This is a genomic window from Gordonia abscondita (assembly GCF_032711245.1).
Classification (GTDB): Bacteria; Actinomycetota; Actinomycetes; order Mycobacteriales; family Mycobacteriaceae; genus Gordonia.
This window is the reverse complement of the sequence record NZ_CP128986.1, coordinates 776,826-795,098: the sequence shown is the minus strand read 5'-3', so window position 1 is coordinate 795,098 and position 18,273 is coordinate 776,826. Positions and strand designations below refer to the sequence as shown.

At 64.7% G+C, this 18,273-nt stretch carries 16 protein-coding genes; 14 read left to right on the top strand and 2 right to left on the bottom strand.

The features are described from left to right. Positions 1 to 68 precede the first annotated feature (68 nt). The 3 genes from MP11Mi_RS03645 (at position 69) to MP11Mi_RS03635 (ending at position 2,830) form a co-directional block, all read left to right on the top strand. Positions 69 to 1,418 (top strand): bifunctional adenosylcobinamide kinase/adenosylcobinamide-phosphate guanylyltransferase, encoded by a 1,350-nt coding sequence (locus tag MP11Mi_RS03645; RefSeq protein WP_420040955.1) that lies wholly within the window; start codon positions 69 to 71, stop codon positions 1,416 to 1,418. 93 nt (positions 1,419 to 1,511) lie between these two features. Continuing rightward, on the top strand, positions 1,512 to 2,345 hold the full coding sequence (locus MP11Mi_RS03640; protein WP_420040954.1) for a DUF2786 domain-containing protein: 834 nt from the start codon (positions 1,512 to 1,514) through the stop codon (positions 2,343 to 2,345). Next, positions 2,342 to 2,830: a TIGR04338 family metallohydrolase gene (locus MP11Mi_RS03635; RefSeq protein ID WP_420040953.1), complete on the top strand. Its 489-nt coding sequence runs from the start codon at positions 2,342 to 2,344 to the stop codon at positions 2,828 to 2,830. Before MP11Mi_RS03640 ends, MP11Mi_RS03635 begins: the two co-directional genes overlap by 4 nt. A 4-nt stretch (positions 2,831 to 2,834) precedes the next feature. Here MP11Mi_RS03635 and MP11Mi_RS03630 read toward each other — a convergent pair whose 3' ends face one another. Continuing rightward, positions 2,835 to 4,850: a CocE/NonD family hydrolase gene (locus tag MP11Mi_RS03630; protein WP_420040952.1), complete on the bottom strand. Its 2,016-nt coding sequence runs from the start codon at positions 4,848 to 4,850 to the stop codon at positions 2,835 to 2,837. 95 nt (positions 4,851 to 4,945) lie between these two features. Continuing rightward, positions 4,946 to 6,124: a glycoside hydrolase family 76 protein gene (locus MP11Mi_RS03625; RefSeq protein ID WP_420040951.1), complete on the bottom strand. Its 1,179-nt coding sequence runs from the start codon at positions 6,122 to 6,124 to the stop codon at positions 4,946 to 4,948. 309 nt (positions 6,125 to 6,433) lie between these two features. On the opposite strand from MP11Mi_RS03625, the gene rplJ reads away from it, so the two are divergent. The 11 genes from rplJ (at position 6,434) to MP11Mi_RS03570 (ending at position 18,182) form a co-directional block, all read left to right on the top strand. Further along, positions 6,434 to 6,964, top strand: a complete 531-nt coding sequence (gene rplJ, locus MP11Mi_RS03620) for a 50S ribosomal protein L10 (protein ID WP_237002709.1) — start codon at positions 6,434 to 6,436, stop codon at positions 6,962 to 6,964. A gap of 102 nt (positions 6,965 to 7,066) precedes the next feature. Beyond that, positions 7,067 to 7,453 carry a 50S ribosomal protein L7/L12 gene (gene rplL, locus MP11Mi_RS03615; RefSeq protein WP_420040950.1) on the top strand — a complete coding sequence of 129 codons (387 nt, stop codon included), beginning with the start codon at positions 7,067 to 7,069 and terminating at the stop codon, positions 7,451 to 7,453. Between the two features lie 422 nt (positions 7,454 to 7,875). Continuing rightward, a complete protein-coding gene (locus tag MP11Mi_RS03610; protein ID WP_420040949.1) occupies positions 7,876 to 9,165 on the top strand; it encodes an ABC transporter ATP-binding protein in 1,290 nt (429 codons plus the stop codon). Then, positions 9,162 to 9,968, top strand: a complete 807-nt coding sequence (locus MP11Mi_RS03605; protein ID WP_420040948.1) for an MlaE family ABC transporter permease — start codon at positions 9,162 to 9,164, stop codon at positions 9,966 to 9,968. The genes MP11Mi_RS03610 and MP11Mi_RS03605 overlap by 4 nt, the downstream gene beginning before the upstream one ends. Positions 9,969 to 9,970: 2 nt before the next feature. Further along, on the top strand, positions 9,971 to 10,843 hold the full coding sequence (locus MP11Mi_RS03600; RefSeq protein WP_236998938.1) for an MlaE family ABC transporter permease: 873 nt from the start codon (positions 9,971 to 9,973) through the stop codon (positions 10,841 to 10,843). A 6-nt stretch (positions 10,844 to 10,849) separates the two neighbouring features. Further along, positions 10,850 to 12,163: an MCE family protein gene (locus MP11Mi_RS03595; protein ID WP_420040947.1), complete on the top strand. Its 1,314-nt coding sequence runs from the start codon at positions 10,850 to 10,852 to the stop codon at positions 12,161 to 12,163. Next, on the top strand, positions 12,160 to 13,248 hold the full coding sequence (locus MP11Mi_RS03590) for an MlaD family protein (RefSeq protein WP_420040946.1): 1,089 nt from the start codon (positions 12,160 to 12,162) through the stop codon (positions 13,246 to 13,248). Before MP11Mi_RS03595 ends, MP11Mi_RS03590 begins: the two co-directional genes overlap by 4 nt. 2 nt (positions 13,249 to 13,250) lie before the next feature. Then, a complete protein-coding gene (locus MP11Mi_RS03585; protein ID WP_420040945.1) occupies positions 13,251 to 14,354 on the top strand; it encodes an MCE family protein in 1,104 nt (367 codons plus the stop codon). Then, positions 14,354 to 15,598: an MCE family protein gene (locus MP11Mi_RS03580; RefSeq protein ID WP_420041996.1), complete on the top strand. Its 1,245-nt coding sequence runs from the start codon at positions 14,354 to 14,356 to the stop codon at positions 15,596 to 15,598. The genes MP11Mi_RS03585 and MP11Mi_RS03580 overlap by 1 nt, the downstream gene beginning before the upstream one ends. Next, positions 15,598 to 16,944, top strand: a complete 1,347-nt coding sequence (locus MP11Mi_RS03575) for an MCE family protein (RefSeq protein ID WP_420040944.1) — start codon at positions 15,598 to 15,600, stop codon at positions 16,942 to 16,944. The genes MP11Mi_RS03580 and MP11Mi_RS03575 overlap by 1 nt, the downstream gene beginning before the upstream one ends. Then, positions 16,941 to 18,182, top strand: coding sequence for an MlaD family protein (locus MP11Mi_RS03570; RefSeq protein ID WP_420040943.1), 1,242 nt, complete (start codon positions 16,941 to 16,943; stop codon positions 18,180 to 18,182). The genes MP11Mi_RS03575 and MP11Mi_RS03570 overlap by 4 nt, the downstream gene beginning before the upstream one ends. The last annotated feature ends 91 nt before the right edge of the window (positions 18,183 to 18,273 follow it).

The following is an 18,273-nucleotide window of genomic DNA, read 5'->3' as shown; positions in this document are numbered from 1 at the left end:
AAGGCCCGGCACACTCTGCCGGGCCTTTCGTGTGTTCACCGGCATCGGTGAACACCTGAGGAGGTGCGATGGACGTCGTTCTGCTCGGCAGCGGAGCCGCTGACGGCTGGCCGAACCCGTTCTGCGCCTGCCCATCGTGTGTCGACGCGGCGGCACGACGGGATATCCGCGGACAGACGGCGGCGCTCGTCGACGACACGCTCCTGCTCGACTGCGGCCCGGAAGCGCCGAGTGCGGCGATGCGAGCCGGTCGCTCGCTGGCACGCGTTCGGCTGCTGTTGATCACCCACGCGCACCCGGACCACCTGGGCCCGCAGGCACTGCTGTGGCGATCATGGATATCCGGACTCGACGAACTGTGTGTAGTCGGGCCGGCCGAGGCACTGGTCGACTGCCGCGGATGGGTGGGACCGGACGATCCCGTTCGGTTTGTCGCCGTCGGTGCGGGTGAGCGACTCCGACTCGACGGTTATGACATCCGCGTCCTCCCGGCCCGGCACCGCGTGTTCGTCGACGGTGACGCTGTGCTTTACGACGTGACCGGCCCAGACGGGACGCGACTGCTGTGGGCGACGGACACCGGGGCGTGGCCGCGATCCTGGTTCGACGCGATAGCCTGCGCCCGGTACGACACGGTGTTTCTCGAGGAGACCTTCGGCGACCACGTGATCGAATCGGAGGGACACCTGGGGTTCGACGGCTTCTCAGCAATGCTCGGATCTATGCGGCAGGTCGGAGCGGTCACGGACCGGACCGATGTCGTCGCGGTGCACTTGAGCCACCACAATCCGCCGATCGACGCGCTCGACCGGCGCTTGAGGGCGGTGGGGGCCCGGCCGGGTAGCGACGGTGAGTCGGTGCGAGTCGGCGGGGCCAGTTCGAGGGGTCGGCGGGTGTTCGTCACCGGGGGCGCCCGGTCGGGTAAGTCCCGGTACGCCGAGAAGCTGTTCGCGGATCGCTCCGACATCGTCTACGTCGCCGCGGGCGGACCGCGCGGGGAGGATGCGGCGGGGGACGACCCAGAGTGGGCGCGTCGCGTCGAACTTCATCAGCGGCGGCGACCCGCGTCGTGGACAACGGTGGAGACGACGCATGTCGCCGACGTGCTGCGGACGGCGATGACTCCGGTGCTCGTCGACTGTCTGAGCACCTGGCTCACGGCCCGACTCGACTATCACGGAGTCTGGGGCGGCGGCGACCTGAGCGGTGTGCGCCGCGACGTCGACGAACTGGTGGCGGCCTGGGAGGAGTGCGCGGTGCCGGTGATCGCCGTCAGCAACGAGGTCGGCAGCGGTGTCGTGCCTGCGACGGCTTCGGGGCGGTTGTTCCGCGACGAGCTGGGACGTCTCAACGCCGCGATCGCGAACGTCTCCGACACTGTGGTGTTGATGGTCGCCGGGCGTCCCCTCGTCATTTGAGTGTGGACGCGTTGCGCGCGCTACGTCGTCAGGCGGCGGGCCTGTGGATAACGGGATCGACTGTCGGTGGCGCCGGGCGATAACCTGTGCCGCATGCGTGACGACAGACTTCTGACCCGTATCGCGGGACTGCTCCGGCAGGCCGAAGGCACCGACAATGAGCACGAGGCCGAAGCGTTCATGGCGGCCGCGCAACGTCTCGCGACGGCGTCGTCCATCGATCTCGCGCTGGCCAGGGCACACGATCGGTCGGCGAGCACGGCGACCGATCGTGCGCGCGGCCCGATTACCCGCCAGGTGAGTATCGGGGAGAAGGGGAAGCGTGGGCTCAAGACGTATGTGCAGTTGTTTGTGCAGATCGCGCGCGCGAACGATCTGACGGTCGACGTCGCCTCGAATTCGACGTTCGTCATCGCCTACGGGTTCGAGGCGGACATCGACACGACCGAGGCGCTGTACACGTCACTGGTGATTCAGATGGTCGCGGCCAGCGACGCCTACCTGAAGTCGGGTGCGTACAAGCGGGAGACCGCGCGCCAGGTGGTCACCGTAGGCAACGGGTACTTCCGGCGTCGGGCGGTCACCGAGAAGCCGCTGTCGCCGATCACCGCCCGCCTGAACTTCCAGTCGGCGTTCGCCGAACGCATCGGGGCGCGCCTGGTCCAGGCGCGGGACGAGCAGCGTGCCGAAGCCGTCGCGACCGAGACGAAAGCTGTCGGCTCAACCGAGCTCGCCTTGCGTGACAAAGAGATTGAAATCGGTGACTTCTACCGGCACTCGTCGTCGGCGCGGGGGACGTGGCGTCCGTCGTCGGCGCGATCGGGGTATTCGACGGCGGCCCGGCAGGCCGGCGATCAGGCGGGTCGACGCGCTCGCATCGGAGCGAACCGCACCTTGCCAGGTGCCCGGGGCGCGATCGACCGGTGACTCGTGACTCCCACCGGTCGTCGGTCTATGCGGCCGAACGACTCGTCCGGGCGATCCTCGAGCGAACCGGATCGTCGCAGACCGTGCAGATCGCAGGTGCGGAACTGACCTTGCCGCCAGAGGCCAGGTTTTCCTCGCTCGATGCCGTCCGACGCTACGTCGACGACGTGCTCGCGTTGCCGAACGTGTGTGAGAGTTTCCCACAGGCGCGGCGGCCGGTCACGGTTCGGCGACGGCGGGGGAGCGCTGCCGCCCACTACGAACGCGACGGCGCGGTGATCGCCGTACCCGATTCGGTCGACGGCGCCTGGGCATTGCGGGAACTGGTCGTCCTGCACGAGATCGCACACCACCTCGACCCGATCGGGACGCCTGCGCATGGTCGCGGCTTCGTCGACACCCTCATCGAGCTCGTCGGACTCGTCCTCGGCCCGGAGACCGCCTTCGTCTACCGCGTGGTGTTCGGCGACAGCGGACTCCTGTGAAGGCTCAGCGAGTCGCGGCCAGGCGGGGCACCGGTACCGGGTCGGCACCGAGTTCGCCGTCGGCTTGGAACGTCAGATAGCTCGGCTTGGTCGGGTCTAGCACCAGCTGTTGCCTGCGACCACGCGCCTTGATCAGGTCGGGGACGATGGTCAGATACCGGGGGAGGCTCGCCGCGTAGACGTCGACGCGCAACCGATGCCCCGTCGCGAGCACCACGTCTGTCGGGACGAGGTCGACGTCGATTCGGACCGGCTCGTCGGCCGGTACCGGGAGACGGCGCTCGCGGGACAGATAGTGGACGGCGTCGAGCAGGACTCCGTCGTCGGTGTATGTGGACCGGGACGGATCGAGAGCCCGGTTGGACGCCGTCAACGCGCCATTGGTCAAGACGCGTGATGATCCGTCCGGCGCGACATCGTTCACGGTGACCGCCCAGATGCCTTCGTGTGCGGTCGTCGAGACGTTCAACCGCAGGTTCATCTGGCCGGACACCTGGGTGGGGGCGGCGACGGGTTCGCTGGTGAACGACAGTCCGCCGACCTCTTGGAATCGTGCGTCGGTCGAGAACTTCTCGCCGAGCACGATGGCGGCGCCCGCGGTGACCTGGGCGATGTCGCGGGAGACGAACCCGCGCAGATCCGGGGTGATGCGGAGAGTCCGACGCCGAGATGCCGGCGACGGTCGCAGACTGCCGTCGTGTCGAGAGTGCCCCGCAGTCCCAGACGGCTCCTCGGTCAGGAAGAGTCGGCGCGGCGTGGCACAGGCGCGCGGGAAGGACTCGCCGCACGACCAGCCGCCGCCCTGCTGGTGCATGGTCACCGGGCCGTAACCGTCGACGTCGTTGTCGATGCCTTTGAGCCACTTGTCGAACCAGGCGCGTTCCAGGACGTCCAGGCGCGGCGGACGTCCGGGCGCGCCGTGATCGCAACCGGGGTCGAGGTGATAACCGTCTGCCACGAGCATCTGTTTGCGGCCGGGTGGCATCTGGAGTTTGGCGTACACGCGGGTGGCGCTGCGGCCGAACAGGTCGTGCCAGCCGCCGACGGTGAATGTCGGACACTCGATCTGTTCGACCCTCGGGTTGCGTTCGTCGAAGTACGGATCATCGAAGATCCGGTCGTCGCGTGCGGTCAGGAAGCCCCACAGTAGCGACGACATCTCCGAGGCCGGCGACTTCAACCGGTCGCGCAGCCACAGGTACGCGTCGCCCCGCAACATGTCGGCGACTCCGGTCGCCGGATTCGGCAGCCATTTCAGTCCGTTGACGAGGGCCAACCAGAGCGGGATGAATGCCGATGGCATCCCGCCGGTCAGGTAGACGTCGCGAACGATGTCCTCGCCGCCTTCGACGGCGAACACTGCCTTGAGCGCGGGCGGTCGGAGCCCGGCCGCCTGCAGTGAGTTGATCGCCGAATACGACCACCCGGCCATTCCGACGTTTCCGTCGGACCATGGCTGTCGGCTGATCCAGTCGATGATCTCCATGGAGTCCTGCTGTTCGCGCGGCGACAGGATTTCCCATCGGCCGTGCGACGAGCCCGTACCGCGAACGTCGACGATCATCTGCGTGTAGCCCGAACGGACCAGATTGCGGTTGATGCCGAACACGTCCCACAATCCGGTACCGAAGGTGCGGCCGATCCGGGAGAGTCCGTCGCCGAGCGGCAGTGACGCGCTCGCGGTCCGGACCACGCGGCCGATGGCGGGCGCATGCAACGTGTGGTCGATGGAGTCGATGACGGCCCGGTTGTACGGGTTGATGTTCAAGACCGTCGGGAATGGGGTCCTGACCGGCTGGCCGAGGAGATTGGCCGGGCGGACGAGGGTCGCTCGCAGTCGTGTCCCGTCGGACATCGTCAAGGTGACGCTGCGATCGATGTGCACTCGCGGATGGGGTTGCCCGCCGTCGACGGCGTCGCGCCAGGCTCTGGCGCTCTCGCCGCCGTCGGCGTTCGGCTGCAGTCGTGTAGAGCCCCGGCCCGCCACCGCGAACGCGTCGTAGTCCAAGTCGAGTGTCATCGCGTCACTCATCCTCCCGCCGACCAGGGCCGGCCATGTGGCACACGTCACGAAAGTGTTGCTGACCCAATTAAAAACGACGGCGTTCCAGATGCCTAATCCAGGGTGGAAACGATGTGCTCCGGTGATCCGTTCGTGACCGCGACCGCAGCTTCGAGCAGCATTGCCGCCCCGACCTGTACCGACATGTCGCGTTCTGGCGTCTTCGACGATGTAACCGCCCCGCCGCGTCTGCGGGCAGCGGATCCGGCAGCCGTCGGGACGACGGCCTGCACCCGCCAGTCGTGGCCGAACACGGGAAGGTTCTCGTACTCAGCCCGGTTGGCCCACGCGGCGTCGGCGCTGGCGGTGACGATCCACGCGGCCCGATCGCGGATCGCCGTCGCCGCGGGACGGTCGTCGGCGAGGTCGGTGGCGACGAGTGCCAGATAGCGTGCGAGGACACCGCCGAATAGGCCGCCGTCGCCGCCGCCCGCGCCGTGGATGACGCCATCGGTGGTGAATCGGTCGGTGACCGCGGACAGCAGTGCGTCGATGCGGTCGAGTCGGGTGCGATCGCCGGTGTGGCGGTATGTCTGGGTTTGCGCGGCGAGCACCACGCCTTGGCAGTAGGTGAACAATGCGTCGTCGAGTTCGTGCGTACCGTCCGCGCGGCGCCAGAGTCCGTCGGCGGTCAGCCCGGACGGTAGCCGGAGGTGCTCGTCCATCCAGTCGGTCATCGCGATCGAGCGTTCGACGCGATCGGTCCGGGACAGCAGGAGTGCGCCCGGACCGTTGGCGGGTGCGTTGAAGAAGGTGTCGGTGGTGCGCCACGGGATACCACCGCCCGACTCCGGCGCCCAGGCGTCGTAAATCTGGTCGCGCAGGACGCGCAACGCTCGTGGACGGCAGCTCGCCGAACTGCTTCCCAGGTGGCGTTCAACTCTCTCGATCGCGAGACCGAGCCACGCCATGTCGTCGTAGTACGAGTTGGTCCACCTGCCGACGTTGCGGATGCGGATCCCGCGCAGCAGAGCTGCCGCGTCTTGCCTGCACCGAGCGTCGTCGCGGTGGATCGCGCCGTCGACGAGGACGTCCACCAGGTGCGCCTGCCACCAATAATTCCAGGAGGCCGTGAGACGCGCCCTCGACAGCGGTCGCCCCGCGGGGGGCCACGCGACCCGACCGATCCGAGTGCCTGGAGCCCAGCCGCCGAGTCGACGGAGGTGGCGCGCGCGCAGCGCCTGCTGGGCTGAGGCGGCCCGAGCCTGCGCCGATTCGACTTCTGACGTCATGGGCGTTAGCCTATTAGCCGGTGCATCGAGTTCGCTTAGTGCGCCGAGTTCAACCAGAGACCGTTGGTCGTCGGGAACGAAGTTTCCGATCGAAGGTCCGGCGAGAGTCGGCGACCCACGCAGGATGAACGTGGAGTACTCCTCACGCTATGCGCTGAGATCTTGTACGCCCCGTGCCTCCTGCGCCCGGGGCGTTTTTCTTTTGGCCGGCTTCCGATCGCGAATCGCCGCTCTCGCGACTCGACGGCCTGGGTCCGATTCGGTCCGGTCACCCGGACCGACGTGAAGTGACACGAGAGGAGGCGAAGTATGGCTAACGCCGAAAAGGTTTCTGCAGTCGCAGAGATCGCCGAGCAGTTCAAGGGCTCCGACGCGGCAGTCGTCACGGAATACCGTGGTCTGACCGTCACCCAGCTGGGGACCCTGCGTCGCTCGCTCGGTGAAGGTGCAACCTACTCCGTCGCCAAGAACACCCTCGTCAAGCGTGCTGCCGAAGAGGCGGGCGTCGAGGGCCTCGACGAGCTGTTCACCGGTCCGACCGCGATCGCATTCATCCAGGGCGAGCTTCCCGAAGCCGCCAAGGCGATGAAGACGTTCGCCAAGGAGAACAAGAACCTTGTCATCAAGGGCGGGTACATGGACGGCCGCGCGCTGTCTGTGGCCGAGGTCGAACAGATCGCCGACCTTGAGTCCCGTGAGGTTCTGTTGGCGAAGCTCGCCGGTGCCATGAAGGGCAACTTGGCAAAGGCTGCAGGGCTGTTCAACCAGCCTGCGTCGCAGGTCGCGCGTCTCGCCGCGGCACTGCAGGAGAAGCAGGAGGCTTCGGGCGACGCCGCCTGAGTCACCGCTGCTCCACCCGATCGGTTCGCCGATTACCACCCATGATCGAGCCTGCACCGCAGGCGCCCCCGCACCGGCGGGGAATTACGGAAGGACGCCACCATGGCGAAGCTCACCGCTGACGAGCTCATCGAGCAGTTCAAGGAACTGACCCTGCTGGAGCTCAGCGATTTCGTGAAGAAGTTCGAAGAGGTCTTCGAGGTCACCGCTGCTGCTCCCGTCGCCGTCGCCGCCGCTGGCGCTCCGGCTGCCGGCGCGGAAGCCGCTGTCGAGCAGGATGAGTTCGACGTCGTGCTCGAGGGCGCGGGCGACAAGAAGATCCAGGTCATCAAGGTCGTGCGTGAGGTTGTCGCCGGTCTGGGCCTGAAGGAAGCCAAGGACCTCGTCGAGGGTGCTCCGAAGGCTCTCCTGGAGAAGGTCAGCAAGGAAGACGCCGAGGCTGCCAAGGCCAAGCTCGAAGAGGCTGGCGCCTCCATCTCGCTCAAGTGATCTGATGCGCCGCTCGGCGCACCAGTCACGACGCGTGGCTTGAAACGGGCGAGGCTCGCAGGGATGACCTGCGGGCCTCGCCTTTTTGGCGCTACGTGACTGTCGCCAGGCTGCGCGAACTCGGATTCATCGGTCGCCGAGACCTGTCGAGTGGCGCCAGTCTCAGTGCCGGGGTCCAAAGAGTCGGGCGTCACTTGGTGTATGGCGCTTCTTCGCGTATTCTCAGACTGCCGAGAAGGTTACCGCCCAGTAGGGCGGCGGGTAGAAGGCCTTAGCCAGCTCCGATGGTGTGTGCCGCTGGTCACGTGAGTTAGAGTGACCGCAGCCACAAACGGCACGCCGGAGCGAGCGGGACGCTTGAAAACTGCGACTACGGATGGACGCGGTGGCTGGACCGGTGGATAAACGTCTGGAGGGACGCAGTGGGAGTTGAGGTCACGGTCGAGGGACTCACGAAGTCGTTCGGCTCGCAGAACATCTGGAGGGACGTCAGTCTGACGTTGCCAGCCGGTGAGGTCAGCGCCCTGCTTGGCCCGTCAGGTACCGGTAAGTCGGTGTTCCTGAAGACGCTCATCGGTCTGCTTCACCCTGAGCAGGGGGCGGTGATCATCGATGGCACCGACATCACTCAGTGTTCGGCCAAGGAACTCTACGAGATCCGCAAACTGTTCGGTGTCCTGTTCCAGGACGGCGCGTTGTTCGGCTCGATGAGCTTGTACGACAACATCGCATTCCCACTTCGTGAGCACACGAAGAAGAAGGAAGACGAGATCCGCAAGATCGTCCTGGACAAGGTCGAGCTGGTGGGTCTGACCGGTGCCGAGGACAAGCTGCCCGGTGAGATCTCCGGTGGTATGCGCAAGCGCGCCGGACTCGCCCGTGCACTGGTGCTCGACCCGCAGATCATTCTGTGCGATGAGCCGGACTCGGGTCTGGATCCGGTGCGTACCGCGTACATCTCGCAGCTGTTGATCGACATCAACGCCGAGATCGACGCGACGATCCTGGTCGTCACGCACAACATCAACATCGCTCGTACGATTCCGGACAACATCGGCATGCTGTTCCGTAAGGAACTCGTCATGTTCGGTCCGCGCGAGCAGCTCCTGACCTCAGAACAGCCCGTCGTCAAGCAGTTCCTCGCGGGCGACCGTTTCGGTCCGATCGGTATGTCCGAAGAGAAGGACGAGTCCGTCGCTGCCGCCGAGTCGGCGATGCAGGCCGCGGGCATCTCCGGTGGCGGAACTCAGGATGACTTCTCTGAGATCATCCCGCAGGTTCAGCCCAACCCGGGCATGCCGGTCCGCAAAGCCTCGATCCGTCACCGTGCCAATGTGCTCGGGATGCTGCACACGTTGCCTGCGAACGCCCAGGAAGCGATCCGCAACTCGATCGCCGCAGAGGACCGGCAGGCAGCCGAGTCTCCGGAGACCTCGACGACATTGGTAGCCCTCGCCGCGACCGACTTCAACGACCCGAACGTCGGAATCACCGGGCTGCCCGGCGGTCCCGAAGGTGTCTACGTCGAGCCGAGTCACGTCCACGACGTGGTCGCCAACGCTCCGACCGAGGAAGTCACCCGACCCGACTTGGCGAAGACCGCTGTCGCGCAGCCGGCAGGTGACGATGCTTTCACTCAGCCGATCGACACCTCCGCTATCGAAACGGCTATCAACGACCAGTCGAATGGACAGGGGAGTAACCAGGCATGACGAGTGCCACCACGCGTGGCGTCGACAAAGTCGCGAAAGCCGGAGAGGGCGCACTCGCCCAAACCGGTAACATCGTTCAGTTGTTCGTCGACGTCGCACGCCAGCTCTTCGTGCGTCCTTTTCAGCTGCGCGAGTTCATTCAGCAGGCCTGGTTCATCGCCAGCGTCACGATCCTCCCGACGGCGCTCATCGCGATCCCGTTTGGTGCGATCGTGTCGCTGCAGACCGGTTCGCTGATCAAGCAGCTCGGCGCTGAATCATATACAGGTGCGGCCAGCGTGCTGGTCGTCGTGCAACAGGGGTCACCGCTGGTGACGTCGCTGTTGGTGGCGGGCGCCGCTGGTTCGGCCGTGGCGGCCGACCTCGGCTCGCGCACCATTCGCGAAGAGATCGACGCGATGGAGGTGCTGGGCATCAATCCCATCCAGCGCCTCGTCGTGCCACGCGTGTTGGCAATGGTCCTGGTGGCCGTCTTGCTGAACGGCCTCGTCGCCGTGGTCGGCATCGGCGGCGGCTACTTCTTCAACGTCGTCGTCCAGGGCGGAACACCAGGCGCCTACTTGGCATCGTTCGGAGCGCTTGCTCAGCTTCCGGACCTCTACATCTCGACACTCAAAGCCGCGATCTTCGGTGTGATCGCCGGTGTGATCGCCGCCTACAAGGGCCTCAACCCGAAGGGCGGTCCGAAGGGTGTCGGTGAAGCGGTGAACCAGAGTGTCGTCGTGGCGTTCCTGCTGCTGTTTTTCGCGAACCTCATTATCACCGCCGTGTTCCTGCAGATCGTTCCGCCGAAGGTAGGTTAGTGATGACTCGTGGTGTGACGATCGCCAAGAGCCGCCCGGAGTACTACCTGTACGAGGCGCGCAAGCAACTTGGCAAGCCGTTGAAGATGCTCGACGGCGCAGGCGAACAGATGTCGTTCTACGGACGCACCCTCGCCTGGATCCCGAAGACCCTCGTGCATTACACGCGCGAAGTGATGCGCCTGCTCGCCGAGGTGGCGTTCGGTTCCGGCGGTCTCGCCGTGATCGGCGGCACCGTCGGGGTCATGATCTTGATGTCCGGCTTCACTGGCGTCGTCGTCGGCATGCAGGGCTACGCTGCCCTCGACCAGATCGGGTCGCAAGCGCTCACCGGCTTCCTGTCGGCGTACGTCAACACCCGTGAGGTCGCGCCACTCGTGGCGGGCCTCGCGCTGTCGGCGACGGTCGGCTGCGGTTTCACCGCTCAACTCGGCGCCATGCGCATCTCCGAGGAGATCGACGCGCTCGAGGTGATGGCGGTGCCGTCGATCCCGTTCCTGGTCAGCACCCGCGTGATCGCAGGCTTCGTCGCCGTCATCCCGCTGTACGTGCTCGGCCTGATGGCGGCCTATCTGGCGTCCCGCGTCGTCAACACCGTGTTCAACGGTCAGTCGACAGGCTCGTACGACCACTACTTCAATCTGTTCTTACCGCCGGCCGACGTCTTATGGTCGTTCGGCAAGGTGCTGGTATTCGCTTTCGTGATCATCCTCGTGCACTGCTACTACGGCTACTACGCCAGCGGTGGGCCCGCGGGCGTCGGCGTAGCCGTCGGACACGCCGTGCGTGCCGCGCTCGTGTTGATCGCCGTCTTGGACTTCTTCCTGGGACTGGCGATCTGGGGAACCACAACGTCGGTCAGAGTCGGAGGTTAGACAAACGTGGCGACTGCTAAACGCAGGCTGCTCGGCCTGCTCTTCTTCGTTGTTGTGATCGGACTGCTCGCGACGTCGATCATGAAGTTCCGCGGAACGTTCGACGACGTCTCCACCATCACCCTGAAGACGACCGACGCCGGCAATGCGCTGGCCGTGAACTCCGACGTCAAAGCGCGCGGAGTGATCATCGGCACCGTCCGCGAGGTGAATGTGGAGCCCGGCGGCAATGTGACCGTCCAACTCGGTCTGCAGCCAGACAAGATGAAGGACCTCAACGCCGAGACGACCGGCCGCGTGCTCCCTAAGACGCTGTTCGGTGAGCGGTACGTCTCGCTGACGGTCCCGGTCGGCGGCAAAGGACAGTTGCACGAAGGCGATCAGATCAAGACCGACCCGCGCGGCAGTTCGGCCGAGGTCGAGGATCTCTTCGACTCGCTGATGCCGGTGCTCGAAGCGATACCGCCGCAGGATTTGAACGTGACACTCACCTCGATCTCGCAGGCGATCGGCGGCAAGGGCAAACAGCTGGGTGGGACCATCGACCGGTTGAACACGATCTTCACCCGCGTCAACGCGCACATGGACGACCTGCAGGGCACCCTCCGCGGGCTCGCATCGTTCTCGGAGACGTACTCCGAAGCGCTCCCGGACGTGATCGATGCACTCGACTCGCTTCGGACGACCGGCAACACGGTCGTCGAGCGGCAGGGAGATCTGCGCTCGTTGATCTCGACGGTCGGGGTCGCCGCGACCGACACCACCAAGTTCCTGAAGACGAACCGGCGTGACATGTTGGACCTGACGATCGAGTCGGAGCCATTCCTGACCAGTATCGCCAAGCAGTCACCGACGTTCACTTGCATGTTCAAGAACTTCGCGACGCTCATCCCCGAATCGAAGAAGATCGTCGGCAAGGGGACCGATAACCCCGGTGTCCGCGTCAACCTGCAATTCGTGAATCCCCGTGGCCGCTACCTCCCGAACCAGGACGAGCCCCGCATGTTCTGGAAGGATCCGCCTGCCCGCTGCTACGAACCGCCGACCAACGGTCGTCCGTTCCCGCAGTACCCGGGCGGCGGCGTGCCCGACGGCTCCTACCAGCCGCCGTCGCGCAACGCGGGACCGTCCACCTGGCCTGAACTGCCGCAGCCGCAGTTCAGCGCCACACCGGCGGGAACAGTGTCTGACGCCGACTACGCCAAGCAGATGAAGATCGTGTACGGCACGTCGACCGGCGTAGACCCGTCGCAGGTGCCGACGTGGATCACCTACATCGGCGGCGGAGCCGCGCACGGAACGGAGATGACGATCAAGTGAGAGGACTCGCAGGACCGCTGACCAAGCTGGTCATCTTCGCAGTCGTGACCGTCGTCGCCACCGCGATGCTCGGTCTGACGATCGCTAACGCGGGCGGCGGTGGCCGCACCGGATTCAAAGCCGTCTTCACCGACGCGGCGATGCTCAACTCTGGCGACGACGTCCGGATCGCGGGCGTCCGCGTCGGACAGGTCGAGAGTGTCGAGATCACCGACCGGAACAAGGCTCTCGTCACCTTCAACGTCGACCGGGACTCGCTTCCAGCGAGCACCAACGTCTACATCCGCTACCGGAACCTGACCGGTCTGCGATATGTGGCGCTCGAGAAGGGCGCAGGTGAAGCGAACGAGACGGTCGGTAAGGACTACACCTTCGGTACCAACCCGAAGGTCGAAAACACCCATCCCGCGGTCAACCTGACCGAGTTGTTCAATGGCTTCAAGCCGTTGTTCAAGCAGATCGAGCCGCAGGACATCGACAAGCTCGCCGAAACCATCATCAAGGTTTTCCAGGGCGACATGGACACCACGATCAGCCAGCTGGTCAGCCAGACGTCCGAGTTGACGAACGCGCTAGCCGACAAGGACCAGGTGATCGGCGACATGATCACCAATCTGACGAAGGTCCTGGACACGGTGAACCGCAACGATAAGGAGTTCACCAGCCTCTTGGTGAACACCGAGAAGCTCGTCACCGGACTCGCTGCACAGCGCGATTCGATCGGCTCGGCCGTCAGTTCGGTTTCGAACCTCACGACGGTGACCGGCTCCATCCTGAGCAAGTCCCGCCCGGCCATCCAGGGCGACATCGCCGGGATCAAGTCGCTGTCGGACCAGCTGAACTCGCGTGACGACGACCTAAAGCAGGCCCTGACCAATCTGCCGGTCAAGCTGCAGAAGATCGGCCGCGCCGCGACCTTCGGATCGTGGTTCCAGTTCTACCTGTGCGGTATCGACGTCGTCGCAGGAAATGGTAAGTCGACCCTGCTCACCCAGCCTGCGGTGGGACTGCCTGACATCAATCACGTTCTGTACACCAGCGCCGCCACCAGGTGCTGGAAAGACAACAAGCGACCGGGGGAGTGACAATGACGCAAGATCCGAACCCCCAGGGACCCAACGACCCCCACGGCCCGAACGATTCGGGCGAACTGCCGGCGGAACCCAAGAAGAGCAGAAGGTTCGCGGGCCGTCGCAGCCCGATGAGCATCGGTGCGATCGGACTCCTGATCCTGATCATGGTGTCGGTGTCGTCGTTCTATCTGAAGGATCTGCCGCTGCTCGGTGCTGGCCCCCAGTACACGGCGGTCTTCTCCGAAGCCGCAGGCCTCAAACCCGGCAACGAGGTCCGCGTCGCGGGCGTCAAGGTCGGCGAGGTCAGCAAGGTTTCGCTCGACGGCAACAAAGTGAACGTCGACTTTCGTGCGAACAACACGTGGATCGGCGATCAGACGCAGGCGTCGATCCAGATCAAGACCGTTCTCGGCCAGAAGTACCTCGCGTTGAACCCGCGCGGCAGTGAACTCGCCGATCCCGACGTACCGTTCACCGACACGGTCTCCCCGTACGACGTCATCGAAGCATTCGGCGACGCGGCAGACCAGATCGAGAACGTGGACACCGACCAGGTCGCGAAGTCGCTGCGCACGATGTCGAATGCGTTCTCCGGGACCGCAGGTGACATCGGACCGTCGCTGGACGGCATCGCGCGCCTGTCGAACACGATCGCCAGCCGAGACCAGGAAGTACAGCACTTGCTGGAGGCCACCAAGAACTCGTCCAAGATCCTCGCCGATCGCAACGAAGAGTTCACTCGACTGATCGCAGGTGCGGGCACTCTGCTGAAGGAACTGAACAAGCGTCAAGACGACATTTCAGCTCTGCTCGCCAGCACGACGACCTTGAGCAAGGCGTTGACCGGGATCGTCCGGGACAACGAAGAGCAGCTCGCACCTGCTCTGGAGTCGCTCAAGGGAGTCACCGATCTGTTGACCGACCAGAACAAGAACCTCCGCGACACGATTACCTACATGGCGCCGTTCTACCGCCTGTACGCGAACGTGCTCGGTAACGGACGTTGGTTCGAGTCGACGGTCACCAACCTGCTGCCGCCCGCATTGCCGCAGCAGAACACGACGCGACCGCCCAATATGGACAAGCAGTTGAACAACGGTGGAACGGAGGCCGGATGATGACCGCCGCTGACGAGAAGTCCGGTGTCTTCAGTCGACGCAACATCGTGTTCGGAGCGCTCGGCCTGGTCCTTCTGCTGATCGTCGGAGCTGCCGGATGGTGGGCGTCGACGCTGGTCGGGACCACCAAGGTGAACGCAACGTTCACGAGCGCTGTCGGTATCTACAAGGGCAGTGACGTCCGAGTCCTCGGCGTCGACGTCGGCAAGGTGACGGAGGTGACGCCGCGCGGCGACGTCGTCGACGTCGAGATGCGCGTCAACCGAGGTGTCGACCTGCCCGAAGGCGTGCAGGCGATGCAGATCATCCCGTCGATCGTCGCCGACCGGTATGTCCAGTTGGCTCCGGCCTACTCCGGCGGCGTGAAAGCCGGCAGTAACGTCACGTTGGGCACCGACGACGCTCATGTGCCCGTCGAGATCGACGCGATCTACGCGAACCTGCAAAAGCTGTCGAAGTCGCTGGGGCCCGAAGGCGCCAACAAGAACGGTGCGGTCACCGACTTCGTCGAAACCGCCGCCGACAATCTCGACGGCAACGGCGCGAAGCTCGGCAAGGCGCTCACAAATCTGTCGAAGGCGGCGACGACGCTGTCCGACGGACGCGGCGATCTCGCGTCGACCGTCAAGAACTTGAACGTATTCGTCGGAGCGCTCCGCGAGAACGACTCCCAGGTGCGGCAGTTCAACACGCAGATGGCGTCTTTCAACTCGTTCCTGGCCGGCGAACGCAACCAACTCGGTAAGGCGCTCGACTCCTTGTCGTACGCGCTCGGTGACGTCGCGACCTTCGTCGCCGACAACAACGACCGCATCGGCGACGCGATCCGGGGCCTTCACCCGACCGGACAGGCGCTCCTCGACAACAAGGAGCACCTGCTCGAGATCTTCACGGTTCTCCCGGTCACGATCTCGAACCTGATCAACGCGTACGACGCCGAATCCGGCACGCTGGCGATGCGCCTGAACCTGCGGGACCTGCAGGACCCGTTGAGCGCGGGCTGCCGATTCCTCGACCTGAAGAACCTGATGCCGGGCAACCCGCTCGCCATCGACTTCAGTAAGAAGATGGCTCCGCTCGTCGACAACTGCAAGAAGATCGGCAAGCAGGTCACCGACGGTGTGCTCGAGCCGATGCTGCCGATCCTCCCGTTCGGCATCCTCAGCGCGAAGAAGCTCCAGAAGGAGCCCGCACCGGGCACCAACTCCGGTAACCCGGATCCGCGACTCCCCGGAGGCAAGTGATGAAGGTGACGCTCAGTAGGCGTGCCCGCGCATCCGCGGTCGGCGCTGTGATGGCGGTCGTCGTAGCTGTGGCGTCGGCATGTTCAGGATTCCAGTCGTTGCCGCTGCCCGGTGGTGTCGACGTCGGCGACCATCCGCGCGAGTACAAGATTGAATTCTCGGACATTCTGGACCTGGTCCCGCAGTCGATGGTCAAGATGGATGGCATCCCGGTCGGGCGCGTCGTGAAGGTCGAAGTCCCCGAAGGCTCGTGGGATGCGTTGGTGACAGTCAAGGTCCGCAACAACGTGGACTTGTCGGCCAAGGCGAAGGCCTCGATCCAGCAGACCAACCTGCTCGGTGAGAAGTTCGTCTCGCTCAGTGACCCGGACGACGCGTCGACCACGGCGCGGCAGCCGGAGTCGCAGACCATCAAGACCTCGCGCACGTCGACGACGACGGACATCGAGCAACTGCTCGGCGCGCTGTCGATGCTGCTCAATGGTGGCGGCATCAATCAGCTGGAGCCGATCATCACCGCGATCAACGAGTCGGTCGGCGAAGATCCCGGCCGGTTCGCGTCGCTGCTCCGTCAGACGGAGACGTTGATCTCGGGGCTCAACGCACAGCGTGACGACATCGTCCGTGCGATCGACGGCGTGGATCGGCTGTCGGCCCGCGCCAACAACCAGACCGATCAGATCGAGCGCATCCTTGACGAACTGCCCGCAGGCGTCCAGGTACTCGAGGAGCAGCGTCCGCAGTTCGTCGACCTGCTGACCAAGCTCGACGACCTCGGCGATGTCGGCACCGACGTTCTCGGCAAGGCTCACGACGCGATCATCACCGACCTTAAAGCGCTTCGACCGATCTTGACCGAGCTGTCGAAGTCCGCGCAGGATGCGGTCACCGCGATGCCGTTGATGTTGACGCATCCGTTCCCGGACGATCTGCTTCCGGCCGTCCAGGGCGATTCGACCAACCTGTTCATGACGCTCGACCTGCGGCTGCTGAACCAGCTGGAGGCGTTGGGCGTCGGTCAGGGCACGCCGAAGTACAGTCCGCCGAAGGTGAACCCGCCGAAGGTGAACCCCAACAACCCGTACATCAACGGAAACGGACCGCGGTGGGGATGGCCAACCATCTCACTGCTGCCGCCGCCGTTGAACTCGCGTCCAGGCCCCAACACACCGCCGTCGGGCGGCCGGTACCCGGTGTCCGGCTCGACGACGACGAAGAAGAAGACGGGGACCTCGAACAGCACGGGGACTTCGAAGAAGAAGTCGAAGAACCAGTACTCGGTCACATCTTCTGAGACCAGCTTCCTCGACACACCGATCTCGATGATGACCGGGGAGGACCGATGACGGGCCGGATAGTCAAGATCCAGTTGATCGTCTTCGCCATCGTCGGCGCCCTCGCGGTGGTCTACGTCGGAGGCAAGTACGCACGGCTGGACCAAATGGTGGGTCTGTCGACCTATAAGGTGACCATCCAGGCCAAAGACTCGGGCGGTGTATTTCCGAACGCGGAAGTGACCTACCGCGGTGTCCCCGTCGGTCTGGTCGGCGACATGGAGTTGACCACTGACGGAATGCAGATCCAGCTCGACTTGCGGTCCGACGGGCCGAAGATCCCGACGTCGTCGAAGGCTGTCGTAGCCAACCGGTCGGCGATCGGTGAGCAGTTCGTCGATCTGCAGCCGCCGAATGACGATGGCCCCTACCTCGAGGACGGGTCGGTGATCCGGGACTACAGCTTGCCGCCGAAGCTGCAGGAGGTCATCTCCGATGCGATCACATTGACTGACACGATCCCGGTGGACGATCTACACACTGTCGTAACCGAACTCGGGCAGGCGTTCAACGGGCAGGGCGAGAATCTCACCAGGCTCATCGACTCGCTCGACAAGTTGTCCAAGACGGGTGTCGACAACCTCGATGACACGATCTCGCTGATCGACGACTCGAACGTGGTGCTCGGTACACAGGCCGACCAGTCCGATGAGATCCTGTCGTGGTCGAAGAACATCGACAAGGTGGCGGCGACGCTGGCCGGCTCCGATCCCGCGATCCGACGAATCTTGACCGACGGTCCGCGCGCGGCGACTGCTCTGACGCACTTCCTGGATTCGAACGGCGATGACACTACGAAACTGATCCACCAGTTGGGTCGAACGGTCGACGCTGTATCGCCAGCGTCGTTCGCGACGGGTGCGACGTTCGCGATGCTGTCCGCGCTGTCGGCAGGAAGCCATTCCCCGGCACCGGGCGACGGCCAGATTCACTTCGGGATCGTGTTGGAGACGGAGAACCCGCCGAGTTGCACGAGCGGGTACGAGAGCACCGAGAAGATGATCGCCGAGATGAAGAAGCGCAATCCCAACTTCGACATCAACTACGACGATTTCCCGATGAACACGGCGGCGAGCTGTGACGTCCCGGTCGGAAATCCGACGGCAGTGCGCGGCGGTGACCGCGCAGCGCTGGCGAACCCTGCTTACGTCCAGCCGTGGGACAACAAGCCCAAGGCGGATCCGGACAAGCTCAACCTCAATCCGATCGCGACGCAGCTGGCGACCCTGATGGGCGTGCACGCCAAATGAGGCGCAAGCAGTGAAAGTGCGGTGAGGATGCGATTGCGCCCGCGGAGCTGTAAACGTCCGCGGGCGCGATCGATCCCAGCTTCGTCTTGTC